Source organism: Auraticoccus monumenti, assembly GCF_900101785.1.
In the GTDB taxonomy this organism is placed as follows: Bacteria; Actinomycetota; Actinomycetes; order Propionibacteriales; family Propionibacteriaceae; genus Auraticoccus; species Auraticoccus monumenti.
This window is the reverse complement of the sequence record NZ_LT629688.1, coordinates 1,389,073-1,413,612: the sequence shown is the minus strand read 5'-3', so window position 1 is coordinate 1,413,612 and position 24,540 is coordinate 1,389,073. Positions and strand designations below refer to the sequence as shown.

Below are 24,540 nucleotides of genomic sequence, written 5' to 3'. Positions count from 1 at the left end.
CCCCCGCACCCGGGCACCGGTCCGGCGACCCCGCGGCGTCCTACAGTGACGGGGCCGCCGAGCCGGCGACCGCTGCTGAGCCCGAAGGAGCCCACGTGCCACGAGGACGCGCCGCCGCCCTGCGCGGCATCTTCGGGGAGATGCTGGACGACGTCCTGACGGTGGCCCGCCGGAGCGTGGACCCTGCAGCCGCCGGTCGCCGCCTCCCGCCGGGAGCGACCCCTCCTGCCCCTCGCCCGAGCCCGCGCGCCCCGCGCCCGGAGCCGCTGCGTCAGCCGTCGCAGCCCGTCTCGACCAACGACCACCCCTACGTCCGACCGACCCACTCGACCCCGGAGGTGGACGCCGTCCCCGGCGACGTGCCCGTGGCGCCACCCCCTCGGGTGACCCACAACCCGGACGGGCTCCCCGAACCGCCGCCCCGGGCGCTGGACACCTTCCAGGGCGACGTCCGCCACGAGGTGTGGCCGGCCGGCGAGGCGCGCTACCGCGTGGTGGGTGACGGGTCCTACGCCGGCGGGCCGTTCTGGACCCGGGACGCCCCGGCCAGCGAGCACGTCCTCCGTTCGGACTCCGCGGTGCTGAACGAGTGGAACGGCAACCACGGCGTGGTGGCGTACCGTCCCAGCCAGGACATCGACTCCTGGGTCGGCGAGGCCGCTCCGCAGCCGGGCAGCGGCTCCACCCCGGCGAACCCGTACCACCTGCCCGGTGGCGGGGAGCAGATCTGGATCGACCGGGGCGCCATCCCGGCCGACGACCTGGTGGACGGTGCACCGGGGTGGACCATCGAGCCGTCGGCCTGGACAGGAGCGTGACAGCGTGACCCCGAACGAGCTGAGGAGCGTGCTCGAGCACGCCGAGGCCTACCTGCAGGCGGTCGACGAGGCGCCGAGCACCGACGACCTCTGGAAGCGCGGACCCCGGGACCACTGGGAGGGGGTGCTGCGGGCCCCCTCGGCGGGCTGGGCCCTGTACTACGTGCTGGTCATGGTGTCCCTGGGCAGCGGCGGGGCCTCCTGGAACCTCCGCGAGGACCACCCGCCGATGAGCACCGAGGCGGACCTGCTGGTGACCCGGTGCCGGGCGGTCGACCTGGCGGTCGAGCACCCGGAGCTGGACGAGTGGCTCGCCGAGTGGCAGCAGCGCCGTGGGATCGGCCGTGGCGACGTCCTCACCAAGCCGCAGTTCCCGCCGACCTCGGCCGCGCCCGCCTCCTGACGGACCGCCAGCAGAGCGCCAGCGACACGAGTGCCCTCCTCCTCGGCACGCGACCCGCGGGCACCGCCTCAGCTCTCGCTGCCTGCGGTCAGCTCCACCTCGCCCCGCCTGCGGCGACCTTGCCCCGCCTGTACAAGGCGACCTTGCCCCGCCTGTACAAGGGGCCACGTGCTCGCAGGCGGGGCAAAGTGGGGAGTCGGCCTGCTGCGGGCACGCGTGGGGCGGGCAAGGACGACCGGCCCGCCACGGGGTGGTTGCATGTGCGGGTGACGGAGCAACGGGTCTCACGGGCCAGCGTCGGACTGCGCTCGGAGCGGGGGCCGGTGCTGCTGGCGGTCATGCTGAGCATGGGGCTGGTGGCCATCGACGCCACCATCCTGGCCACGGCGGTCCCGGCCATCGTCGACGACCTCGGCGGGTTCACCCAGTTCCCCTGGCTGTTCTCCATCTACCTGCTGGCCCAGGCCGTCTCGGTGCCGGTCTACGGCAAGCTGGCCGACGTCATCGGCCGGCGCACGGTGATGCTGGTGGGGATCGGGCTCTTCGTGCTCGGCTCGGTGCTCTGCGGCCTGGCCTGGACCATGCCCGCCCTGATCGCGTTCCGGGCCGTCCAGGGCCTCGGCGCCGGAGCGGTCCAGCCGATGTGCATGACGATCATCGGCGACATCTACACGGTGCCCGAGCGGGCCACCGTCCAGGGCTACGTGGCCAGCGTGTGGGCGATGTCCTCGCTGGTCGGGCCCACCCTGGGCGGGCTCTTCGTCGACTTCCTCGACTGGCGCTGGATCTTCTTCGTCAACGTGCCCCTGGGCTGCCTCGCCGCCTGGGTGCTGGCCCGCCGGTTCCACGAGCAGGTGTCCCCCTCGCGGCGCCGGATCGACTGGCCCGGGGCCGCGCTGCTCACGGTCGGGACGTCCCTGCTGGTGCTGGGGCTGCTCTCGGGAGGGGTGGAGTGGGCGTGGACGTCCACCCCGTCGCTGCTCGTGCTCGGCGGCTCGGTGGTGGTGCTCGTGGTCTTCGTCCTGGTGGAGCGCCGGGCGGTCGAGCCGGTGCTGCCGGGGTGGGTCTTCACCCGGCGGGTGCTCAACGGCACCCACCTGTGCAACCTTGCCGTCGGGGTGCTGCTGATCGGCCTCACCTCCTACGTCCCGGTCTACGCCCAGGGCGTACTGGGGACGAGCGCGCTGGTGGCGGGGTTCGCCCTGGCGGCGATGACGCTGGGGTGGCCGCTGTCGGCGTCGCAGTCCGGCCGGCTGTACATGCGGATCGGCTTCCGCGACACCGGCCTGGTCGGGAGCGTCCTGGCCCTGGGCGGCACCGCCTCGATGCTGCTGCTGGACGAGCAGAGCACCGTGCTCCAGGTGGCGGCCGGCTGCTTCTTCGTCGGTCTGGGCCTCGGTCTGATCGCCGCACCCACCCTGATCGCGGCGCAGTCCACGGTGGGGTGGGAGGACCGCGGCGTGGTCACCGGCGCCGTCACCTTCGCCCGCTCGATGGGCAGCGCCATCGGCATCGCCGTCTTCGGTGCGGTGGTGAACGCCCGGGTGGGGACGAGCGTGGGCGGGGAGTCGGGCACGGGCAGCACGGTGCCGCCGGAGCTGCTGACCCTGGCCATCCACGACGTGATGGTGGTCTCGACGGCCACGGCGGTGGTGCTGGTGCTGGCGGTGCTGGTGCTGCCCCGGCGGATCGTCACCGGGTGACGGACCCCGCCCGACGGGGCGGGGTGGTCCTCAGCGGCCGATGGCCCGCGGCGCGGCGAAGAGCCAGCGCTCGCGCTCGGACAGGTGCACCCGTCCGCCGGTGTCGGCGGCGAAGAGCCGGTTCTCCGGGGCGACCCGGGCGGCCTGCAGCAGCTCACCCAGCTCGGCGGCCTGCCGGCGGAGCCGGTCGATCTCGTCCTGCATCACCAGGATGCGGCGGATCCCCTCGAGGTTGACCCCCTCGTCCTGGCTGAGCCGCTGGATCAGCCGGAGCCGGGCCACGTCGCGCGGGGAGTAGCGCCGCCCCCGGCCGCGGGAGCGCTGAGGGGACACCAGCCCCATCCGGTCGTAGCTGCGCAGGGTCTGCGGGTGCATGCCCGCGAGGTGGGCGGCGACGCTGATCGCGAAGACCGGTGCGTCGCCGTCCACCACCTGCGGCAGGTTGGGCTCGTTCACGCCCGGGCCCGTTCGAACAGCTCCGCCCGGGGGTCACCGGACGGCACCGAGGCCACGAACGACTCCAGCGCCGCCCTGGCCGTGTCGTCCAGCTGCGAGGGCACCACCACGTCGACGGTGACCAGCAGGTCCCCGACCGTGCCGTTGGTGCGGCTGACGCCCTTGCCGCGCACCCGCAGGGTCCGCCCGCTGGGCGTCCCGGGCGGCAGCTTGAGCCGCACCGGCTGGCCACCGAGCGTGGGCACGCTGATCTCCGCACCCAGGGCCGCCTCGGCGAAGGTCACCGGCACGTGCAGCGTCAGGTTGTTGCCGCTGCGCCCGAAGACCGGGTGCGTGCGGACGTGCACGGTGACGTAGAGGTCGCCGCTGGCGCCCCCGTTCTCACCGGCGCCACCCTTGCCCTTCAGCCGGATCTTCTGCTGGTCGGTCACCCCCGCGGGGATGCGGACCGACATGTTCTTCGCCGACCGGCCCCGGCCGGAGCCGTTGCAGTCCGGGCAGGGGTCCTCGACCACGAGCCCGCGGCCCCGGCACTCGGTGCAGGGCTCGCTCACCGCGAACACCCCACCCGAGGTCGAGGTCTGCATGCCCGACCCGTCGCACTTGCGGCAGACCGTGGGCACCGAGCCCGTCTTCGCCCCGGTGCCGTGGCAGGTGGGGCAGGCGGTGTCGGAGACCATCTGCATGTTCACCGTGACACCGGCGACGGCGTCGACGAAGTCGATGGTGACCTCACCCTCGACGTCGCTGCCCCGGCGTGGCCCGCGGCCAGGTCCGGGTCGCCGTCCGGCGCTGGCGAAGAGCCCACCGAACAGGTCGGAGAAGTCCCCGGCCTGCCCGGTGCCGGCGGCGTTGCGGAACAGGTCGTCCACCCCGCCGGTGCCCGACGCCCCGCCGCCGGAGGGGAAGCGGAAGCCCCCGAACCGGCTGCGGGTCGCGTCGTACTCCTTGCGCTGCTTCACGTCGCTGAGCACCGAGTTCGCCTCGGAGGCGTCCTTGAACCGCTGCAGCGCCTCGGCGTTGCCGGGGTTCGCGTCGGGGTGGTTCTCCCGCGCGATCTTGCGGAACGCCTTCTTGATGTCCTCGGGCTTGGCGTCCTTGGAGACGCCCAGGACCTTGTAGTAGTCCTTCTCGAGCCAGTCCTTCGTACTCACCTGACGCCTCCTCCCTCGTCCCTGGTCAGCCCTGCGCGGCCGGCGCCGCCGGCTCGCTCACCGCGACCCGGGCCGGGCGCAGCACCCGCTCGCCGACCTTGTAGCCGGACTGCAGCACCTGCACGGCGGTCGGCTGGGTGACGTCCTCGGAGTAGGAGTGCATCAGCGCCTCGTGCACCTGCGGGTCGAAGGGGTCCCCGGCCTCGCCGAAGGCGGTGACGCCGTGCTTGGCCGCCACCTTCTCCACCTCCTCGCCGACCGCCTTGAAGGCACCGGCCAGCTCGCCGTGCTCGCGGGCCGAGCGGACGTCGTCCAGCACCCCGAGCAGGTCCTTGAGGACCGACTCCGCCCCGCTGGCCCGGCTGACCTCGCGGTCGCGGTCCACCCGGCGCTTGTAGTTGACGTACTCGGCCTGGAGCCGCTGCAGGTCGAGCGTGCGCTCGGTCAGGGCCTGCTCCAGCGCCCCCACCCGGTCGTCGGCGGGGCCCGCCCCGTCGGTGGTCGGGTCGGCCGGCTCCTGCACGGTGCCCTCGGTCACGTCCTCCGGCCCACCCGGGGCGGGGGCAGCAGCCTCGGGCTGCTGCTCCCGCACCTGGCCGGTCTCGGGGTCGATCCTGCGCCGGTCGCGGATGGTCGGGCCCTGGGGCCCCTGCTCCCGCTCGGTCGCCTCGTGGTCGGGGTGGGTCACTTGGACCCGCCCTTCTCGTCGTCGACGATCTCGGCGTCCACCACGTCGTCGTCACCGGAGGCGCTGTCCTCCGCACCCGGCTGCTGGGCGTCGCCGGCGGCCTGGGACTCGGCCTGCTGCTTGGCGGCTGCGGCGGCGTAGACCGCCTGGCCCATGGCGGCGGAGGTGCTGTTCAGCTTCTCCATGGCGGACTTGACGGCGTCGTCGTCGGTGCCCTCGAGGGCGGTCTTCAGCTCGGCGAGGGCCTCCTCGACGGGCGTCCGGATGTCGTCGGTCAGGCTCTCGGCGTTCTCGCTGAGGAGCTTCTCGGTGCGGAACACCAGGCCGTCGGCCTCGTTGCGCTGCTCCACGGCCTCGCGACGGCGGCGGTCCTCCTCGGCGTGGGCCTCGGCGTCCTTCACCATCTGGCTGATCTCGTCCTTGCCCAGGGCGGAGCCGCCGGTCACCGTCATGGACTGCTCCTTGCCGGTGGCGGTGTCCTTGGCGTGGACGTGCACGATGCCGTTGGCGTCGATGTCGAAGGCCACCTCGATCTGCGGCAGGCCACGCGGGGCCGGCATCAGACCGGTCAGCTCGAAGTTGCCGAGGGACTTGTTGTCCCGGGCGAAGTCGCGCTCACCCTGGTAGACCTGGATCATCACCGACGGCTGGTTGTCCTCGGCGGTGGTGAAGATCTCCGAGCGCTTGGTCGGGATGGTGGTGTTGCGCTCGATGATCTTGGTCATCACGCCGCCCTTGGTCTCGATGCCCAGGCTCAGCGGGGTGACGTCGAGCAGCAGGACGTCCTTGACCTCACCCTTCAGCACACCGGCCTGCAGGCTGGCGCCGAGGGCGACGACCTCGTCGGGGTTCACGCCCTTGTTGGGCTCCTTGCCACCGGTGAGCTCCTTGACCAGCTCGGCCACGGCGGGCATGCGGGTGGAGCCACCCACGAGGATGACGTGGTCGATGGAGCCGATCGAGGTCTTGGCGTCCTCGATGACCGCGTTGAACGGCGAGCGGCAGCGGTCCAGCAGGTCCTGCGTCATGCGCTGGAAGTCACCGCGGGTGAGGCGCTCCTCCAGGTGCAGCGGGCCGGACTCGCCCAGGGTGATGTAGGGCAGGTTGATGGTGGTCTCCGAGGCCGAGGAGAGCTCGATCTTGGCCTTCTCGGCGGCCTCCTGCAGACGCTGCCGGGCGATCTTGTCCTGGCTCAGGTCGGTGCCGAACTTGCCCTTGAACTGCTTGACCAGCCACTCGACGACGCGGGTGTCCCAGTCGTCACCACCCAGGCGGTTGTCGCCCTTGGTGGCCTTGACCTCGAACACGCCGTCGCTGATCTCCAGCAGGGAGACGTCGAAGGTGCCACCACCGAGGTCGAAGACCAGGATGGTCTGCTCGGTCTGGCCCTTGTCCAGGCCGTAGGCCAGGGCGGCGGCGGTGGGCTCGTTGATGATGCGGTCCACGGTCAGACCGGCGATCTCACCGGCCTCCTTGGTGGCCTGGCGCTCGGCGTCGGAGAAGTAGGCCGGGACGGTGATGACCGCGTTGGTGACGGTCTCGCCCAGGTAGGCCTCGGCGTCGCGCTTCAGCTTCTGCAGCACGAAGGCGCTGATCTGCTGGGGGCGGAAGGGCTTGTCGTCGATGTCGACCTTCCAGCCGGTGCCCATGTGGCGCTTCACGGAGCGGATGGTGCGGTCGACGTTGGTGACGGCCTGCCGCTTGGCGACCTCGCCGACCAGCACCTCGCCGGCCTTGGCGAAGGCGACGACCGACGGCGTCGTCCTGGCGCCCTCGGCGTTGGGGATGACGGTGGGCTCGCCACCCTCGAGAACGGCGACCACCGAGTTGGTGGTGCCCAGGTCGATTCCGACTGAACGTGCCATGTGTGCGTTCCTCCAGCAGTTGGTTCTGTATGAGTCGAGGTGGCTCAGGTATCACCTTGAGCCCGACAGACTCAACTATGCACCGTGCCACCGCATTCCTCCAATCGGGGTTGAGCCTGGTTCGCTCAAGGCGTCCGGCCAGGGTGCGGCCAGGGGTCCCCGGTCCGCGAGCCGGGGCGGTGCCAACGCCTCGCCTACGATGGGCGCGGCCGGACGACCAGCGAGGACACGCTATGACCACCACAGCCGAGGGGCCCCGGGGCCGCTCCCGCGACGCCGCGCACGCCGTCACCGCCCGTGGCGAGGACGACGTGCCCGAGACCGACGGGGACGACTTCGACGAGGACGACGACGCGGCCGGCGACCCGGGGGCCGACGAGCTGGACGACCGCCCGAGCCGCCGCTGGGGGCTGCTGCTGGTGATCACCTCCGCGCTCGGCTGGCTGGCGGCGATGTGGCTGACCGTGGACCGCTTCGTGCTGCTGGCCGACCCCGAGGCCACCTTCGTCTGCGACATCAGCCCCTTCGTGGCCTGCGGCCCGGTGATGTCCTCCGCCGCCGGCGAGCTGTTCGGCTTCCCCAACCCGCTGCTGGGCATCAGCGGCTTCGCGATCACCGGGGCCCTCGGGGTGATGGTGGCCAGCGGCGCCCGCCCGCCGCGCTGGGTGCTGGCCGCCCTCCAGGTGGCCGTGCTGGCGGCGGCGGTGTTCATCAGCTGGCTGCAGTTCCAGAGCCTGCACGTGATCAACGCGCTCTGCCTGTGGTGCATGCTCGTCTGGGCCGTCACCATCCCGATCGTGGTGACCACCACGGTCACCGCGCTGCGCACCGGCACCTTCGGACCCGCGCTGCAGCGCGTCGGTCGGGCGCTGCGGGACTGGCAGCCGGTGATCGTGATCACCTGGTACGTGGTGGTGGTCAGCGCGGTCGTGCTCCGCTTCTACGCCGAGTTCGCCCGGTACTTCTTCGGCATCAGCCTCTGAGCGGACCTCGTCGTTCAGGCGAGCAGACCCACCAGCAGGTTGCCCACCCCGGTGAGCAGCAGCGCCGGCGCGTTGAGGAGACCGGTCACGGCACTCGGCCGCCGACCACGGAGCCGGTGCGCCCGGACGGCCAGGAGCGCGGAGACGACGAGCACCGCGGCGGGGAGCAGGAGCGTCCAGTTGTCGAAGAGGGCGACCAGCGGCAGGAAGTGCACCCCGACCACCAGCGAGATCCAGGGCGCGATCCGCTCCGGACGTCCGCGGCGGTGCAGGACGAGCGAGCCGAGCAGCCCGAGCAGCAGCTCCGCCCCCACCACGGCGCCGAAGAACCAGCCGGCGGCCGGTCCGTCGACCGACGTCGGGGACGACCAGGCCGACCAGCTGAGCACGCCACCGGCCACGGCCAGCAGCAGGGACAGCACCGACAGCACGCCGAGCCACGGCCGCCACCGCCGCGGTGGGTCCTCCTGCCCCCAGCCGGACCAGGCGAAGCCGAAGGCGCCGAACAGCGCCGCCACGACGAAGAGGTCTCGGGTGCGCTCGGGATCGACCATCCGCCGACCCTACGGCCCGGGGCGGGTCACCAGACGAGGACGACCGCGGCCTCCCCGCCGGTGCAGGTGATCAGGGCGTCCTCGGCGGAGCAGGACAGCCGGTAGTCCTCCCCCGTCACCGGGCTGGTGACCTCGATCTCCTCGACGGCGAAGGGGTCCTGCTCCGCGCCCAGCCCCGCACGGGTCGCCTCGGCGAACCCGCAGGAGGTCCTGCTGGACCCCGCGGCCGAACCGCTCAGACCGCCGACCGGTCCCCCACCCGGCTCGCACACCGTGGCCCCGGCGGGCAGCGGCGGCGGAGCACCCGGCCCCTCGGTGCCCGGGTCGCCGGCCGGCGAGGCTGCCGTCCCCGGCCCGCTCCCCGGTGTGGGGGCCGAGGCGGTGGGGACGCCCGAGGGAACCGGTGCGGCACCACTGAGCGGGTGGACCAGCAGCCAGCCGACCGCCAGCGTGGTCAGCAGCGCCAGCGCCACCAGCACCAGGGCCACCAGCGGCACCCGGGACGGCCGCGCCCGCCCGGCGGCGACGGCGCCGCCCCGGCGCCTCGGCGTCAGGTCCCCGCCCGCGGAGGCGGCGCTGGTGACCGGGGCGGGGCCGGGGCCGGGGCGCTCCGGACCCGAGGGGCCGGAGGCGGGTGAGCCCGGGACCGCACCGGGGACCGGGGCGGACCAGGCTGCTGCACGGGCGGGCCGGCGCGCGCCGGGTGCGGGCGGTGGCGTCGGCGGCAGGGCGCTCCGGTACGCGGTGGCGTCCAGGTCCCCGCCGTCGTCCCAGCTCCTGCCCGGCCCGGGCGGGACGTCCTCCGGCAGCGGCACGGCCCGGGGTCGCAGCACCACGGCGGGGTCGCCGTCGGCCAGGGCGGCGGCCGCGGCACGCGCCAGCTCGGTGGCGGCCGTCCAGCGGTGCCCGCGGACCCCCCGGTGCACCAGGGTGGCCAGCCGTGGCGGGACCCGGACCGGGCCGGCCGCCGGCCCGATCCCGGTGAGGCAGTCGTGCAGCAGGGCGGCCAGGGCCCACACGTCCAGGGCGGCGGCCGCCGAGCTCGCCGGGTCGACCTGCGGGGGCTGGTCCGGTGAGCGGTAGGAGCGGTCGGCCGGGTCGGGGAGGACGCCGACCTCGGCCAGCAGCGCGGAGAGCCCGAGGTCGGTCAGCCGGGCCGTCCGGTCCCCGCCGACCACGACCACGGTCGGTGACAGCCCCAGGTGGGCCAGGCCCCGGCTGTGCGCGGCGTCGACCGCCTCGGCGAGGTCGCCCAGCACGGCGACGGCGCGGGCCGGGGTCAGCGGCTCGTGCTCCAGCAGGGTGCGCAGACCGGTGCCGGCCAGCACGCCCAGCTCGGCGCAGAGCAGGCCGTCGACCACGCCCCAGCTCCGCAGCGGCACCAGGTGGCGCTCGAGGACGTCCGCGGCCTGCCGCATCCGGAGCTCGAACCGCTCCTGCACCAGCGGGTGGGCCGCGACCTGATCGTCGAGCACCATCAGCAGCACCAGGCGGCCGGTGTCCTCCTCCTCGGCGCGGTAGACCGCGCGGGCGGAGGTGCTGTGCAGCAGGTCGGTCAGCCGGTGCCGGCCGAGGCGGGAACCGACCCGGTCAGCCGGTGTCGCTCCCTGCATCGGCCCCCCTGGACGTCCCCGGGCGCCGTCACCCGACGCCGCAGGGTGACAGTGTCGCCGCTGGTGCAGGTCGGGACCAACTGCAGGCGAAGGTCGAGCGCGGGAACGCTGCCTGGACCGTTGCCAGCCACGCGGGGGCGTCCTACGCTCGCGAGCAGGCCCATCCCGCTGGCGAAGGGATCGCGATGACGCGAACCACCCCGTCCACCCCTGCGCCCGCGACGCGCACCCGACGGCTGACCGCCCTGCTGGGCGCGCTGGCGCTCGCGGCCACCGCGGCACCGCTGGCGACGCTCACGGCCGCTCCGGCGGCCGCCGACGAGGACGTCGTCACGCTGGTGGGGAGCCTGCAGTCCGAGCTGGGCTGCGAGGCCGACTGGGAACCGGCCTGCGCGGCGACCGTACTCGAGCCCGTCCGGGGCAGCACCACCACCCGCTCGGCCACCTTCACCGTCCCGGCCGGCAGCTGGACCTTCAAGGTCGCGGTGGGCGGCAGCTGGGACGAGTCCCACCCCGCCGCCGACCGGCCGCTGGTGCTGACCACGCCCGCCGAGGTCGAGTTCGTCTTCGACACGGAGACCGACGCGGTCGACGTGCGCTCCGCCGAGCTGCCGGGGAGCGCCACCGCCGCCGACCGGGCGCTGGTCGGGGACAGCCTGCGCGAGGCCGTCACCGACGAGCAGTTCTACTTCGTGATGGCCGACCGCTTCGCCGACGGCGACCCGTCCAACAACACCGGAGGGCTGCCCGGTGGGCGGCTCGACCACGGCTTCGACCCCACCGACAAGGGCTTCTACCACGGTGGCGACCTGGCCGGGGTCCTGGACCGGCTGGACTACATCGAGGGTCTCGGCACCACCGCGATCTGGCTGACCCCCTCGTTCAAGAACCAGCCGGTGCAGGGTGCCGGGGACGCCGCCAGCGCCGGCTACCACGGCTACTGGATCACCGACTTCACCCAGATCGACCCCCACCTCGGCACCAACGAGGAGATGCGGGAGCTGATCGACGCCGCCCACGCCCGTGGCATGAAGGTCTACTTCGACATCATCACCAACCACACCGCCGACGTCATCGACTACGCCGAGGGCCGCTACTCCTACGTCTCCAAGGAGGCCCGCCCCTACACCGACGCCGCCGGCCAGCCCTTCGACGACGCCGACTTCGCCGGCACCGACACCTTCCCCGAGGTGGACCCCGCGACGTCCTTCCCCTACACGCCGGTCTTCCGCGAGCCCGCCGACGAGACGGCCAAGGTGCCGGCCTGGCTGAACGACCCGCGGCTCTACCACAACCGCGGCGACTCGACCTTCGCCGGCGAGTCCAGCACCCACGGCGACTTCGTCGGGCTGGACGACCTGTGGACCGAGCGCTCCGAGGTGGTGGAGGGCATGATCGACATCTACTCGACCTGGGCCCGCTTCGGCATCGACGGCTTCCGCGTCGACACCGTCAAGCACGTCAACCTGGAGTTCTGGCAGGAGTTCTCCCCCGCCGTGCTGGAGGCGGCCCGGGAGGAGAACGAGGACTTCTTCATGTTCGGCGAGGTCTACGACGCCAACCCGGCCTACCTGTCGACCTTCACCACCGAGGGAGAGCTGCAGGCCACCATCGACTTCGGGTTCCAGGCACGCTCGGTCGAGGCGGCCGCCGGCTCGGTGCCCACCACGGGGCTGCGCGACTTCTTCGCCGCCGACGACTACTACACCGACACCGACTCCAACGCCTACCAGCTCCCCACGTTCACCGGGAACCACGACATGGGGCGTGCGGCGATGTTGCTGGCCGCCAAGGGGCTCTCCGGTGACGAGCTGCTGCAGCGGGTGGGGCTGACCAACGAGCTGATGTTCACCAGCCGCGGCCAGCCGGTCGTCTACTACGGCGACGAGCAGGGGTTCGTCGGCGCCGGCGGGGACAAGGACGCCCGCCAGGACATGTTCGCCACCCAGGTGCAGCAGTACGCCGACGAGCCGGTGCTGGGTGGCCCGGCCGGCTCCCGCGACCGCTACGACACCTCGCACCCGCTCTACCGCCAGATCCGGGAGCTGTCGGACCTGCGCGCCGAGCACCCGGCCCTGGTCGACGGCGCGCAGGTGCACCGCTACGCCTCGGAGGACGGGCTCTACGCCTTCGCCCGGGTCGACGAGGAGCAGCGGGAGTACCTGGTGGTGGTCAACACCAGCGGGACCGAGCAGTCCGCCAGCCTCCGCACCTGGACACCACGGGGCACGCTGCGGGGCGTCCACGGCGACGACGCCCGGCTCCGCGCCGACGCCGAGGGCCGGGTGGACGTCACGGTCGCCCCGGCGAGCACGGAGGTCTACCGCTCGGACCGGACCCTGGCGCGGCGGAAGCGCGCGCCGCAGGTGCTGCTGACCAGCCCGGACGGTCGTCCGGGCCAGCCGGCCGAGCAGTCCGTCGTCGGCGGACGGGCCGAGATCCGCGCCGGCTCGGTGGAGGACGTCGCCGCCACCGCCGGGTTCGCCTGGCGCGAGGCCGGGACGCAGGAGTGGACCCCGCTCGGCGTGGACGACAACGCGCCCTACCGCGTCTTCCACGACGTCCGCGGTCTGGGTGCCGGCACGCTGCTGGAGTACCGGGTGGTGCTGCGCGACAGCAGCGGCAACCTCAGCGCGGACTCGGCGTCGGCCGTGGTCGGCGACCCGGTGCCGGTCGACCCCGGTCCCGGCGGGCCGACCGGCCCGGTCGAGCAGCCCGACGCCGTCGCGGTGGCCGGTGACCACAACAGCGAGATGGGTTGCCCCGCGGACTGGTCCCCGGACTGCGACGCCGCCCAGCTCACCCTCGACGCCGAGGACGGGATCTGGAAGGGCACCTTCACGCTGCCGGCCAGCCCGCACGCCTACAAGGCCGCGATCGACCGCTCCTGGGACGAGAACTACGGCGAGGGCGCGGTCCGGGACGGCGGCAACCTCTCCTACACCGCCCCCGGGACCCCGGTCACCTTCTACTACGACCACGCCACCCACTGGGTGACCAGCGACGCCCAGGGACCGATCATCACGGCCCCGGGCTCGATGCAGAGCGAGCTCGGCTGCGCCGCGGACTGGTCGCCGGACTGCATGCGGCCCTGGCTGCAGGACCCCGACGGCGACGGCACCTTCACCTGGAGCTCGGTCGAGGTGCCGGCCGGCAGCTACGACCTCAAGGTCGCCCACGGGCTGTCCTGGGACGAGAGCTACGGCGCCGGCGGCGAGGCCGACGGCGGGAACGTCTCCTTCACCGTGGCCGAGGAGGGGCTGGTGACCACCGTCAGCTACGTGCTCGCCACCCACGAGATCCGCGTCGGCACCACCCGCCCGGGTGCTGAGCCCGACCTGGGGGTGGCACGGGCGCAGTGGGTGGAGAGCGACCTGCTGGCCTGGCCGTCCGACGCGCTGCCGGACCTGCCGGTGGAGCTGCTGGACTGGCGGCTGCACGCCGCCCCCGACGGCGGCATGGGCATCGACGCCGAGACCCTCAGCGGGAGCACCTCGTTCCGGCTGACCCGCGACCCCGACGGGTTCCCCGACGACGTGCTGGCCGAGCACCCCGAGCTGGAGGGCTTCGTCGCCCTCCGGCTGAACCGCGCCTCGGTCCGTGGGGCCCGCGCGCTCCGGGACGGCCAGCTGGCCGTGGCCCTCTACGACGACCTGGGGCGGGTGGTCGACGCCGGCGGCGTCCTGCTCCGCTGACCCCCGCCCTGGGCTCCTGGGATCAGGGTCGGGCGGTGTCGGCCGCCACGAGACGGCTGCCGGTCTCGGCGTCGAAGCAGTGCAGGGTGGCCCGCTCGGCGCCCAGCGAGATCCGGTCCCCCACCGACAGCTGGCTGAAGCCCGGGATCCGGACCACGAACAGGCAGCTGCCCAGGTCGAGGGTGACGTCGGAGGCGTTGCCCAGCGGTTCGACGACCTTGACCACCCCGGTGGCCGGACCGCCGTCGGCCACCACCTGGATCGAGCACTCCTCGGGACGGAGGCCGAGCGTGATCCGGTCCGCGTCCAGGCCGGAGACGTCCACCTCGAAGGAGGAGCCACCGACCGCGTAGCGGCCCCGGCCCGTCCGGGTGGCGGGGAGGAGGTTCATCCTCGGCTTGCCGACGAAGGAGGCCACGAACTGCGAGGCCGGGCGGTGGTAGATGTCGTAGGGCGTGCCGTACTGCTCCAGCCTGCCCCGGCTCATCACCACGATCCGGTCCGAGAGCGTCATCGCCTCCTCCTGGTCGTGGGTGACGTAGACGCTGGTCGCCCCCAGCTCGGCGTGCAGCAGCTTGAGCTCGCTGCGGGTCTGGTCGCGCAGCAGGGCGTCCAGGTTGGACAGCGGCTCGTCGAAGAGGAACACCTTGGGGCGGCGGGCGATGGCCCGGGCCAGGGCGACCCGCTGCCGCTGACCGCCGGACAGGTTCCGGGGCCGGTTGCCCAGCACGTGCTCGATGTCGAGCCGTCGGGCGGCGTCGACGACCCGCCGCTCGGTCTCCTCCTTGCCCACCTTGCGCATCCGGAGCCCGAAGCCGATGTTGTCGCGGACGTCCATGTGCGGGTAGAGGGCGTAGTCCTGGAAGACGAAGGCCAGGTCGCGCTCGGCCGGGTCGAGGTCGTCCACCCGGTGGCCGTCGATCAGGATCTCCCCGCCGGTGATGTCCTCCAGCCCGGCGATCATGTTGAGCGTGGTCGACTTCCCGCAGCCCGACGGCCCCAGCAGGGACACGAAGTCCCCGTCGGCGATCGTGTAGCTGAGGTCGTGGACCGCCCGGACGGCCCTCCGCCCCCGCCCGTAGTCCTTCTGCACCCCGACGAGCTCGATCTCTGCCATGGCTACCCCTTCACCGCACCTTCGACGAGTCCTCGGATGATCCACTTCTGGGCCAGCAGCGCCAGCACCAGCACCGGGATCGCGGTGATCACCCCGGCCGTCGCGGCCGCGGTGTAGTCCATCGCGAACAGCCCCTGGAACGCCGCGGTGCGGACCGGGAGCGTGGTGGCGCTGCTGATGGTCAGCACCTTCGCCAGGAAGAAGTCGCTCCAGCTGGTGATGAAGGCCAGGATCGCCGTGGCCGCCAACCCCGGTGCGGCCAGCGGCACCGCGATCCTGGTCATGATCTGCAGCCGGTTGCAGCCGTCGATGATCGCCGCCCGCTCCAGGCTCGGCGGCAGGTCCTCGAAGAAGCCGACCATCATCCACACCACCAGCGGGAGGATGAACGCCGTGTAGGTGATCACCAGCCCGAGCAGCGTGTCGTACTGGCCGAAGGCCCGCAGCAGGATGAACAGCGGCACCGCCAGCACGATCACGGGCACGGCCTGCACCGTGAGCATGCCCAGCAGCAGCGCCTGGCGGCCGGGGAAGCGGTAGCGGGCGATCACGTAGGCGCAGCCCGAGCCGAGCACCATGCAGACGATGGTGGTGGACAGCCCCACGATCGCCGAGTTCGCCATCGGCTGCAGGAACGTCGGGTCGGACAGCATGCCCGCGTAGGAGTCCAGCCGGATCTGACGCGGGTCGAGGTCGGGCGTGAGGGTCTGCAACGCGGTCGAGGGGTAGAGGCTGTACACCAGCATCCACAGGAACGGCGCGAGCAGGTAGACCAGCAGCAGGCCGACCAGCACCCGGTGGACCACCGTCCCGGCCAGCCGCCGGCCGGGACGTCCCAGGACCGTGCTCATCGGGCTGCCTCCTTGTGCCGGTCACGGAGCAGGACCACCCACAGCAGCGCGAACGCCAGCACCAGCAGCATCGAGGCGATGGCGATGGCGGCCCCGTAGCCGCGGTCCAGGTTGCTGAAGCTGACCAGGTAGGTCAGGAAGCTCAGCGTGGTGGTACCTTCCGCCGGCCCCCCGGAGCCGCCGGTGAGCACGTAGATGGTGTCGAAGACCTTCAGCGACCACATCGTCTGGACCACCAGGGCGAAGAGGATCGGCCCGCGCAGGTTGGGCACGGTGATCCGCACGAACTGCTGCCACGGGCTGGCGCCGTCGATGCGGGCGGCCTTGTAGATGTTGGACGGGATGCCCTGCAGCCCGGCCAGCATCAGCAGGCACAGGAACGGCAGCAGCTTCCACATCTCGGCGAAGATGAGCACGTTCATGGTCAGGCTCGGGTCGGCCAGGAACTGCACGCGCTCCTCGAACAGACCCAGCCCGAGGCCGACCGCGTTCACCACCCCGGTGGCGCCGTCGAAGATCAGCTTCCACATGATCCCGTTGACCACCGGGGGCACCGCCCACGGCACCAGCAGCAGCACCCGGGCCAGGGTGCGGCCCCGGAAGTCGACGTTCAGCAGCACGGCGATCAGCACGGCCATGCCGACCCCGCCGAGGACGGTCACGGCCGCGAAGAGCAGCGTCCGCCCCAGCGCGCGGTGCACCTGCCCGTCCCCGAGCAGCTGGGCGTAGTTGCCCAGCCCGACGAAGGGGTGGTCGGTCCCCAGCTTGTCGTTCCAGTCGTAGGTGGACATGTAGCCGGCGTAACCCATCGGGTAGCCCAGCAGCAGCACGATGACGGCGAGTGCGGGTGCACCCATCAGCAGCGCGAACCGCAGGTCGCGGTGCTGCCGGCGCCGGCCGCGACCGGCGGGCGGTGCGGGGGTCCCCGTCGGCCCGGTGGCCTCGGTGGTGGTGTTCACGGCGCTCATCCCAGGTAGCGCCGGACGAGCTCCTCGGTCTGGGCCGCGGCGCTGTCGAGGGCTTCCTGGGGGCTGGTCCTCTCGTTCATGACCTCGCTGATCTGGACCGAGAGGAGCTGGTCCAGCTCGCTGGACCACGGCACGCCCCAGCGCTTGGTCGCGAACTCGGTCGACGCGGCGTAGGTCTCCAGCACGGGCAGGGCCTCGACGCTGGCCGGGTCCTCCAGCACCGACTGCGACACCGGGAACCAGCCCTCCTCGGTGACGATCTGCTGCTGCACCTCACCGGTGGCCACAAACTGGAGCCAGGCCAGCGCCGCCTCCTTGTTCTGGGAGAACTTGCTGACCGCGAAGCCCTCGGAGCCGTCGATGGAGGCGGAGCGGACGCTCATCCCCGGGATCAGCCCGTTGCCCACGGTCGCTGCGTCCAGCGTCGAGTCCTCACCGGTGGCCACCGCGTACTGGAAGGGCCAGTTGAACACGATCCCGGTGCCGCCGCGGGCGAACTGGTCACCCAGGTCGGAGGCGTTGGTGGTCTGCAGCGAGGCCGGGTCCATCACCTGGTGCAGGTTCAGCAGCTCGGCGAAGCGGGTGAGGGCCTCCACCCCCTGCTCGCTGTTGAAGGTCGGCTTGAAGTCGGCGTCGTACATGTCCCCGCCGTTGAGCAGCAGCACCCGCAGGAAGTTCTGGTAGGCGCCGGCGGCGTTGCCGATGTCGCAGGCGTAGCCCCACTGGTCGTCCTTCGTCATGGCCTTGGCGGCGGCGACGAAGGCGTCCCAGTCCTCCGGGCCCTGCTCGGGGTCCAGGTCCGCCGCGGCGAACAGCTCCTTGTTCCAGAACATGGTCTGCACGCTGGAGAACTTGGGCAGCCCGTAGACCTTGCCGTCCCAGCTGACCGCGTCCAGCGCCGGCTGGATCAGGTCCTCGGGCACCGCGGAGGCGTCCAGCTCCTGCAGCCAGCCGGCCTGCCCGAACTCCGCCGACCAGCCCGCCCACGTCATCACCACGTCGACGCTGGTGTCCTGGGCGGCGAAGAGGGTGGCGAAACGGTCGTGCAGGTCGTTGAAGTTCCCCTGGGTGTAGGTCTTGACGGTGATCCCGGTGGCGGCCTCGAAGGCGGGGATCGTGGAGTCCTTGAACAGCATGTTCGTGTTGTCGTCGAGGATCGTGATCTCCCCGCTGGGCGCGGCACCGGGCTTGAGCGGCCCTTCGGCGGCGTCGGTGGCCCCACCACCGGCGGCCGGGTCGTTGGCGCTGACGCACCCGCCGAGGGTCATCGCGCCGGCGGCGGCGGCTCCCAGCTGGATCGCGCGACGGCGAGAGAAGGCACTGGCCATGATGGGTCTCCTTGTGGCGGTCAGAGGTCGGGCCCGGTCGGGCGCGACCCTCAGGCGGTGATGGTCTCGGGCTGGCCGCTGGCCAGGCTGGCGTGGACGGCCTCGATGCTGCGTGTGACGGTCAGGCCGTGACGGACGTCGGGGAGGTCGATCTCGGCGCCGTTCAGCAGCTCGACGAAGTCGTCGACCATGTCGATCGGGACGCCGCGCAGCCGCCCGGTGCGCTCGTGGGTGTGGACCCCGAACTGCAGCCAGCTGCCCCGGTCGGCGTCGTAGCGGGTGACCCCGCTCGGGCTGATCTCGATCTGGTAGGTGGTGGTGTCGGTGTGGACCTCGTGGCGGAAGTCGAAGACCGACGGCATCGAGGTGGGCAGCACCCAGGAGGAGTTGAGCACCACCACGGAGTCGTCGGACATCCGGAAGGAGGCGGTGACCGCGTCCCAGGTGGGGACGCCGAGGGCGGGCAGCACCCGCTGCACCCCGCGGGCGAAGACCTCGACCGGGACGGCGTCGGCCAGCCACATGGACAGGTCGAGGCTGTGCGGCATCAGGAACCAGGCCGGGGAGCTGTCCGCCGCCCAGGAGAGCATCTCGGTGGGCACGAACACGGTGTCGTTGAGGTTGGAGACCTGGTGCACCACCCGCCCGTGCTCCTTGCTGGCCAGCTGGCGCCGCACCTCGCTGAACTTCTCGTTCCAGCGGTTCTCGAAGCCGACCACGGCGCGGACCCCGGCCTCCTCCACCGCCGCGGTGATGGCCTCGGCGTCCTCGGTGGTGGTGGCCAGCGGCTTCTCCACGAGCAGGTCCAGCCCCGCTGCCGCACAGCGGACGGCGGCGTCGCGGTGGGCGAAGTCGGGGGTGGCGATCACGGCGCCGGTCAGGTCGTCGTGGTGCTCCAGCAGCTCGGCCACGTCGGCGTAGGCGGGGACGCCCAGCTCCTGGGCGACCCGGTCGCGGGTCGGCTCGGAGGGCTCGACCAGGGCGACCAGCTCCGCGGCGGGGTTCTGCTGCAGGGCCCGGGCGAACATGGAACCGCGGATGCCGGCTCCGACCACCGCGACACGGGCTCCGACTCGTCCTGCCATCACTGCGCTCCTGCTCGTCCGGCGGTATGTATGAATGGTTAACTTACATAGTGACTCCGGTCTTGCCTAGGCCCGGCAGGTCACGAAAGGGTCAACGAGGTGACAGTTGGGCGACAGCCCCGACGAGAGGTGCGCAGTGACGAGGACGACCTCTTCCGCGAGGACGCGGCTGCTCAGCCCGAGCACCATGGGCCGCAGCAACCGCTCCCGTGTGCTGCAGCAGCTGCTGCGGGACGGTCCGACCAGCCGGGCGGCGCTGGCGCGCTCCCTCGGGGTGAACCGCGCCACCATCGCCGCGATCCTGCAGCCCCTCGTCGACGACGGGAGCCTGGTCGAGGGTGAGGCGCTGGCCGCCTCCCCCGCCGGGGGCAAGCCCGCGCGCCCGCTGTGGTTCAACCGGGACGGGGCCGAGCTCGGGTCGGTGCGCATCGCCTCGGACCGGCTGACGGCCGCCCGGCTGGGCATGGACGGCACCATCAGGACGTCCGGGGAACGGCGGATCGACCCGCACTGGCCGCTGGAGCGCATCTCCGCGGCGCTGCTGGAGCTGGCCGGGGAGTGCTTCGCGGACCGGACCCTGCTGGGCATCGGGATCGCCGCGGCCGGGATGGTGGACACCACGACCGGGACGATCATCTCCCTGCACCTGGCCCCGGTGATGAACGGCTTCGCGGTGGCCGAGCTCCTCTCCTCGCGGTTCGACACACCGGTGAGCGTCGACCACCACCCCCGGGTGCTCGCCCTGGGCGACAAGTGGTTCGGGCTGGGCCGGGGCATCGACCACTTCGCCTCCGTCTACACCGGTGAGGCGCTGGGGATGGGGATCGTGCACGAGGGCGAGGTGTTCCGCGGCTTCCACGGCGCCGGCGGCGAGTACGGGCACATCGTGGTCGACCTCGGCGGGGCCACCTGCCTGTGCGGTCGGCGGGGCTGCTGGGAGACGGTGGCCACGGTGGGCTGGCTGCGCGCGCAGGCCGAGGCACGAGGCCTGCCCGGCGGTCCGCAGATGACCTGCGCCGCCCTCAGCGCCCTGGCCGGCGAGGGGGACCCGGGCGCCGGAGAGCTGCTGGAGCTGTACGCCGACAACCTGGTCATCGGGCTGGCCAACAACGAGCACATGCTGGCCTCGCAGACCTACATCATGCACGGCGACGTCGTGGGTGGCGGTGAGCGCGTGCGGGCGCTGCTGGAGGAGCGGCTGGCCGCCAGCGCCCCGCACCGCGACACCCCGCCGCGGGTGCTGCTGGACACCAGCGACGAGGACACCGTGCTGCTCGGTGGGGGCGGCCTCGTGCTCTCCAGCGAGCTGGCCACGGCGTACTGACCTGCTGCGAGCCGTCGCACCGACCGGCGTCGGCGAGCGGGACCGGTGGTCCGCTCAGTCCTCGAGGTGGCCGAGGTCGGGGCCGTCCAGGAACCGGCAGGTGGGGTCGGCGACCGCGTGCAGCTCCAGCACGACCAGGTCGTTGGTGCCGCTGCGCAGCTGCTGGGCGGGGACGAACAGGGTGTGCTGCGGACCCCGGGACCAGTAGCGGCCGAGGTTGAAGCCGTTCACCCAGACCACGCCCTTGCCCCAGCGGTGGGTGGCCAGGAACAGGTCGGTGGGCTGGTCCAGCTCCACCTCGGCGTACAGGAAGGCCGGGCCGGCGACGGGCCCCTGCACCGGCACCGCGTCGGTGAGCAGCTGCGGCCCGACCGAGTCCAGGTCGAGCGGGCGCACGGTCCAACCACGCAGCGGGCGGCCGTCCAGGGTGACCTCGCCGACCAGTCCCTTGGCCTCCCCGAGACGGGGTCCGTAGTTCACCCGGCCGCGGTCCTCGACCAGCAGCTCCAGCCGCTGGCCCGGGGGCAGCACGAGCGCCCGATCGTGCCGGTCCCGCTCCAGGGTGCCGACGGTGACGCCGTCGACGCTGACCACGGCCCGGTCCCGGACGCCGTCCAGGGCCAGCACCCCGCCCCGACCCGCGAGGTCGGCGGCGTAGAGGCAGAACCCGCGGTACCGGCCGAGCTGGTCCATGGTCGGCGGCCGCTCCGAGACCTGCGCCGGCCCGAGGCGGTCCTGCACGAGGGCCAGCAGGACCTGCCGCCGGAACGGCACCTCGAGGGCGGGGGCCGGCGGCCTCGGGGCCGGGTCCTCGGCCGGGACGTCGGTGTAGCGGGCCAGCACCTCCTTGAAGGCCGCGTACTTCGCGGTGGGCGCGCCGGTCTCGTCCAGCGGGGCGTCGTAGTCGTAGGAGGTGACGTGGGACCGGTAGATGCCCTTGTGGTTGGCGCCGTTGGTGAAGCCGAAGTTCGTCCCCCCGTGGAACATGTAGATGTTGACCGAGGCGCCGGCGGCCAGCAGCGCGTCCAGCTCCGCGGCGGCGGCCTCCACGCTGGTGGTGTGGTGGTGCTCGCCCCAGTGGTCGAACCAGCCGTCCCAGAACTCCGAGCACATCAGCGGCCCGGTCGGCTGGTGCCGGCGCAGCACCTCCAGCCGCTCCTGGGCACGCGACCCGAACGAGCCGGTGGTGAGCAGGCCGGGCAGCGTCCCGGCCGCGAGCATCTCGTCGGTCGGCTGGTCGACGGTGGTCAGCGGCACGGTGATGCCGCAGGCGCGCAGCTGCTCGACCAGCGCCTCGAGGTAGGCCCGGTCCGAGCCGTAGGCGCCGTACTCGTTCTCGACCTGGACCAGGACCACCGGGCCGCCGCGGTCGATCTGCAGCGGCACGATCAGGGGCAGCAGCGCGTCCAGGTAGCCGCGGACGGCCGCCAGGTAGCGCGGCTCGGAGCGGCGGAGCCCGATGTCGGGGTCCTCGAACAGCCACCCCGGCAGCCCACCGTTGTCCCACTCCGCGCAGATGTAGGGGCCGGGCCGCACGATCGCGTGCATCCCCGCCTCGTGCACCAGCTCCAGGAAGCGGACCAGGTCGTGCCGGCCCTCGGTGCGGAACACCCCCGGCTGCGGGGCGTGCTCGTTCCAGGCCACGTAGGTCTCGATGGTGTTCAGCCCCATCAGCCGGGCCTTCTCGATCCGGTCCGCCCACTGCCCGGGGTGGACCCGGAAGTAGTGCAGGGCGCCGGCGAGCACGCGGTGCGGCTCGCCGTCGAGCAGGAAGTCGGTGGGTCCGATCCGGAAGCGTCCGGTGTCCTCGGGCACAGCAGGTCCCCTCTCAGGCGTGGGCGACGGGTCAGCCGGCGTTGAGCTGGGCGAGCAGGTCGGCGGCCGGGATGCTGCGGGCCTCGCCCCCCACCAGGGACACCGCCGCGCGCCGCACCAGGTCGTTGACCGGCGCGGTCCGCCCGGTCGAGTGGGCGACCGCCACGATCTCCCCGGCGAGCCAGTCGACCTCCACGCTGCCGGTGCCCCGGGCCAGGCTCTGGTAGGTGGAGCTGCCGCCGCGACCGGGACGGGTGGCGATCAGGTCGCCCCGCCGTTCGCGGTCGGCCTCGCTGCTGACCAGGTCGATGCCGGCGGCGGCGAGCACCTCCTCGCCCTCGACGCGGGCGCGGCGCACCAGCTCGTCGCGGTCCTCCCCGGGCGGGCAGGCGGCGTCCACGGCGTTGCCGAGGTTGGAGACGAGCTTGCGGTACTTCCAGACCATCACGTCCGACCGGGCCACCGACTCCATCCCGGCGCTGCGGAGGTCCTCGGCCAGCTCCTCGGCCAGCGGGTCGACCTCGCCGTCGGGCAGCGCCGGGTACCGGCCGCAGTCCAGGATCGCCGGCACGTTGGTCGAGCCGGCCTCCACCAGCCCCGGCTCGAGGTGGGTCGCCGGGAGCATCACGCAGACCCCGATCACGTGCCCGAACCAGCGGAGCGCGGCCGGCTCGTTGGCCACCCCGTTCTGCAGGCAGACCACCGGTGTCGCGCTCGGGGCGACCTGGTGCAGGCGGGACAGGACGGTGGGGGTGGCGTCGCTCTTCACCGCCAGGTGCACGACCTCGTCACCGGTCCAGTCGATCTCGCCCGGGTCGCCGACGGCGGGCACCGGCAGCACCTCGTCGCCGAAGGGGCTGATCAGGTGCAGACCGTCGCGCTGCAGCGCCTGCAGGTGCTCCCCGCGGGCGATCAGGGTGACCCGGTGACCGGCCCGGTGCAGCAGGCCGCCGACCACGCCGCCGACCGCGCCGGCGCCGTAGACCACGTGGTGCCGGCTGCTCACGGGAGCTCGACGACCTCGTTCTCGCCGGTGACGGTGGCGCCGCCGCCGGTGAGGCGGGCCTTGACCAGCGACACCGCGGTCGCGACCTTGCCGCTGCTCTGCCAGTACTCGGCGGTGTCGCCGTCCACCTTGACCAGGACCGCACCCAGCTCGGCCGGACCGGCGTCCTTGGCGTCGGCGTCGGTGGAGCCCTCGGCGGCGAACCAGGCGGCGACGTAGGGGTTCCACAGCTCCTGGGCCTTGGCCTCGTCCTGCACCACCTCGGCGCGGCCGGCCACGGAGACCCAGCTGCCGTCACCGGTGACCGAGACGTTGACCCGGGGGTCCATGGTGATCTGCACGAGCAGGTCGGCCTGGCGGTCGACGAAGAACCAGAGGTCGCCGTCGAACTCGGTCTCCTGCAGCGAGAGCGGCCGGGAGACCAGGTGCCCGTCGGCGGTCCTGGAGGTGACCATCGCGAAGCGGGAACCGGAGATGATGTCGACGACCTTCTTCAGCTGGTCCTGCTCGGCCATGGTGCTCCTCCTGAGGCTGTGCGGGCGGACCGGACGTCCACCTGCTCGGGCCAACGCTACGGGCGTGGTCCGCGGCGTCCGGGACGGGCCCTGCTCAGGACGTCTCGGAGGCCCCCAGGACGCGCAGCAGGGCCTTGGCGTAGACGCACTCCACGTCGTTGTCGATCACCCGGACCTCCTCGCCGTCGGCCTCCACCGTCACCACCCAGGAGTCGTAGACCCGGGCCAGGGAGAGGAAGGTCTCGCCGAGGGCGTGCCGGAGCTGGTCCTCGCGCGGCAGCCACACCACCTCGCCCTGGGCGATGCTGTCCAGGGCCCACTCGGTGGTGCCGTTGAACTTGACCAGCCCCCCACCGACGGCCTGGTGCTCCACCTCGATGGTCATGTCGCTGACCAGGTACACCTCGTGGTCCAGCTCCTGGCGCGGGATCATGAACCGGTCGCCGTTGGTGGGCTTCCAGCCCAGTCCGGCGCGGGACAGCTCGGCGGCGAGCTCAGCGGTGATCATCCCCACATCCCACCACGTCGCCCCAACCTCCGACCGACCCCCTGCCCGGCTGTATGTCGTCGTGGTCACGCTCGGCGCGGCGCGGCGTGTC

21 protein-coding genes are annotated in these 24,540 nt (G+C 72.7%); 6 read left to right on the top strand and 15 right to left on the bottom strand.

Annotation, left to right across the window (positions count from 1 at the left end; genetic code table 11):
- Positions 1-95 precede the first annotated feature (95 nt).
- From BLT52_RS06450 to BLT52_RS06440, 3 genes are all read left to right on the top strand, one after another.
- Positions 96-818, top strand: a complete 723-nt coding sequence (locus BLT52_RS06450) for a hypothetical protein (RefSeq protein ID WP_090591712.1) — start codon at positions 96-98, stop codon at positions 816-818.
- A gap of 4 nt (positions 819-822) precedes the next feature.
- Positions 823-1,221 (top strand): hypothetical protein, encoded by a 399-nt coding sequence (locus BLT52_RS06445; protein ID WP_090591709.1) that lies wholly within the window; start codon positions 823-825, stop codon positions 1,219-1,221.
- Positions 1,222-1,487: 266 nt separating this feature from the next.
- On the top strand, positions 1,488-2,924 hold the full coding sequence (locus BLT52_RS06440; RefSeq protein ID WP_231946529.1) for an MDR family MFS transporter: 1,437 nt from the start codon (positions 1,488-1,490) through the stop codon (positions 2,922-2,924).
- A 30-nt stretch (positions 2,925-2,954) separates the two neighbouring features.
- Here BLT52_RS06440 and BLT52_RS06435 read toward each other — a convergent pair whose 3' ends face one another.
- Genes BLT52_RS06435 through dnaK form a run of 4 tightly spaced genes read right to left on the bottom strand, consistent with a single transcriptional unit; the run spans position 2,955 to position 7,087 of the window.
- Positions 2,955-3,380 carry a heat shock protein transcriptional repressor HspR gene (locus BLT52_RS06435; protein WP_231946528.1) on the bottom strand — a complete coding sequence of 142 codons (426 nt, stop codon included), beginning with the start codon at positions 3,378-3,380 and terminating at the stop codon, positions 2,955-2,957.
- Positions 3,377-4,534 (bottom strand): molecular chaperone DnaJ, encoded by a 1,158-nt coding sequence (dnaJ, locus tag BLT52_RS06430; protein WP_090591708.1) that lies wholly within the window; start codon positions 4,532-4,534, stop codon positions 3,377-3,379. The genes BLT52_RS06435 and dnaJ overlap by 4 nt, the downstream gene beginning before the upstream one ends.
- 25 nt (positions 4,535-4,559) lie before the next feature.
- Positions 4,560-5,222, bottom strand: coding sequence for a nucleotide exchange factor GrpE (gene grpE / locus BLT52_RS06425; RefSeq protein ID WP_090591707.1), 663 nt, complete (start codon positions 5,220-5,222; stop codon positions 4,560-4,562).
- Entirely contained in the window at positions 5,219-7,087 is a 1,869-nt protein-coding gene (gene dnaK, locus BLT52_RS06420) for a molecular chaperone DnaK (RefSeq protein WP_090591705.1), read from the bottom strand. The genes grpE and dnaK overlap by 4 nt, the downstream gene beginning before the upstream one ends.
- Before the next feature lie 233 nt (positions 7,088-7,320).
- Between dnaK and BLT52_RS06415 the strand changes: the two genes are divergently transcribed.
- Entirely contained in the window at positions 7,321-8,070 is a 750-nt protein-coding gene (locus BLT52_RS06415) for a vitamin K epoxide reductase family protein (protein ID WP_157677007.1), read from the top strand.
- 14 nt (positions 8,071-8,084) lie between these two features.
- Here the strand turns inward: BLT52_RS06415 and BLT52_RS06410 are convergent, their stop codons facing one another.
- Entirely contained in the window at positions 8,085-8,624 is a 540-nt protein-coding gene (locus BLT52_RS06410) for a hypothetical protein (RefSeq protein WP_090591701.1), read from the bottom strand.
- A gap of 26 nt (positions 8,625-8,650) precedes the next feature.
- On the bottom strand, positions 8,651-10,237 hold the full coding sequence (locus tag BLT52_RS06405; protein WP_090591699.1) for a serine/threonine-protein kinase: 1,587 nt from the start codon (positions 10,235-10,237) through the stop codon (positions 8,651-8,653).
- Positions 10,238-10,422: 185 nt separating this feature from the next.
- On the opposite strand from BLT52_RS06405, the gene BLT52_RS06400 reads away from it, so the two are divergent.
- Positions 10,423-13,932 carry a pullulanase X25 domain-containing protein gene (locus BLT52_RS06400; RefSeq protein WP_090591697.1) on the top strand — a complete coding sequence of 1,170 codons (3,510 nt, stop codon included), beginning with the start codon at positions 10,423-10,425 and terminating at the stop codon, positions 13,930-13,932.
- A gap of 22 nt (positions 13,933-13,954) precedes the next feature.
- On the opposite strand, the gene BLT52_RS06395 is transcribed toward BLT52_RS06400, so the two are convergent.
- The 5 genes from BLT52_RS06395 to BLT52_RS06375 are packed head-to-tail and all read right to left on the bottom strand — an operon-like array spanning position 13,955 to position 19,281.
- Positions 13,955-15,049 carry an ABC transporter ATP-binding protein gene (locus tag BLT52_RS06395; RefSeq protein WP_090591695.1) on the bottom strand — a complete coding sequence of 365 codons (1,095 nt, stop codon included), beginning with the start codon at positions 15,047-15,049 and terminating at the stop codon, positions 13,955-13,957.
- Positions 15,050-15,051: 2 nt separating this feature from the next.
- The gene (locus BLT52_RS06390; RefSeq protein WP_090591694.1) at positions 15,052-15,900 is read right to left on the bottom strand and encodes a carbohydrate ABC transporter permease; all 849 of its coding nucleotides are present in this window, start codon (positions 15,898-15,900) and stop codon (positions 15,052-15,054) included.
- Entirely contained in the window at positions 15,897-16,859 is a 963-nt protein-coding gene (locus BLT52_RS06385) for a carbohydrate ABC transporter permease (protein ID WP_157677006.1), read from the bottom strand. The genes BLT52_RS06390 and BLT52_RS06385 overlap by 4 nt, the downstream gene beginning before the upstream one ends.
- Positions 16,860-16,864: 5 nt before the next feature.
- On the bottom strand, positions 16,865-18,196 hold the full coding sequence (locus tag BLT52_RS06380) for an extracellular solute-binding protein (protein WP_090591689.1): 1,332 nt from the start codon (positions 18,194-18,196) through the stop codon (positions 16,865-16,867).
- Between the two features lie 50 nt (positions 18,197-18,246).
- Positions 18,247-19,281 carry a Gfo/Idh/MocA family protein gene (locus BLT52_RS06375; protein ID WP_090591687.1) on the bottom strand — a complete coding sequence of 345 codons (1,035 nt, stop codon included), beginning with the start codon at positions 19,279-19,281 and terminating at the stop codon, positions 18,247-18,249.
- A 136-nt stretch (positions 19,282-19,417) separates the two neighbouring features.
- On the opposite strand from BLT52_RS06375, the gene BLT52_RS06370 reads away from it, so the two are divergent.
- Positions 19,418-20,605, top strand: a complete 1,188-nt coding sequence (locus BLT52_RS06370; protein WP_157677005.1) for an ROK family transcriptional regulator — start codon at positions 19,418-19,420, stop codon at positions 20,603-20,605.
- 54 nt (positions 20,606-20,659) lie between these two features.
- Here BLT52_RS06370 and BLT52_RS06365 read toward each other — a convergent pair whose 3' ends face one another.
- The 4 genes from BLT52_RS06365 to BLT52_RS06350 form a co-directional block, all read right to left on the bottom strand.
- A complete protein-coding gene (locus BLT52_RS06365) occupies positions 20,660-22,420 on the bottom strand; it encodes a glycoside hydrolase family 35 protein (protein ID WP_090591683.1) in 1,761 nt (586 codons plus the stop codon).
- Positions 22,421-22,451: 31 nt separating this feature from the next.
- Positions 22,452-23,426, bottom strand: a complete 975-nt coding sequence (locus BLT52_RS06360) for a ketopantoate reductase family protein (RefSeq protein WP_090591680.1) — start codon at positions 23,424-23,426, stop codon at positions 22,452-22,454.
- Positions 23,423-23,941 carry a pyridoxamine 5'-phosphate oxidase family protein gene (locus tag BLT52_RS06355; protein ID WP_090591677.1) on the bottom strand — a complete coding sequence of 173 codons (519 nt, stop codon included), beginning with the start codon at positions 23,939-23,941 and terminating at the stop codon, positions 23,423-23,425. Before BLT52_RS06355 ends, BLT52_RS06360 begins: the two co-directional genes overlap by 4 nt.
- Before the next feature lie 94 nt (positions 23,942-24,035).
- A complete protein-coding gene (locus tag BLT52_RS06350; RefSeq protein WP_090596384.1) occupies positions 24,036-24,449 on the bottom strand; it encodes a hypothetical protein in 414 nt (137 codons plus the stop codon).
- Positions 24,450-24,540 lie beyond the last annotated feature (91 nt).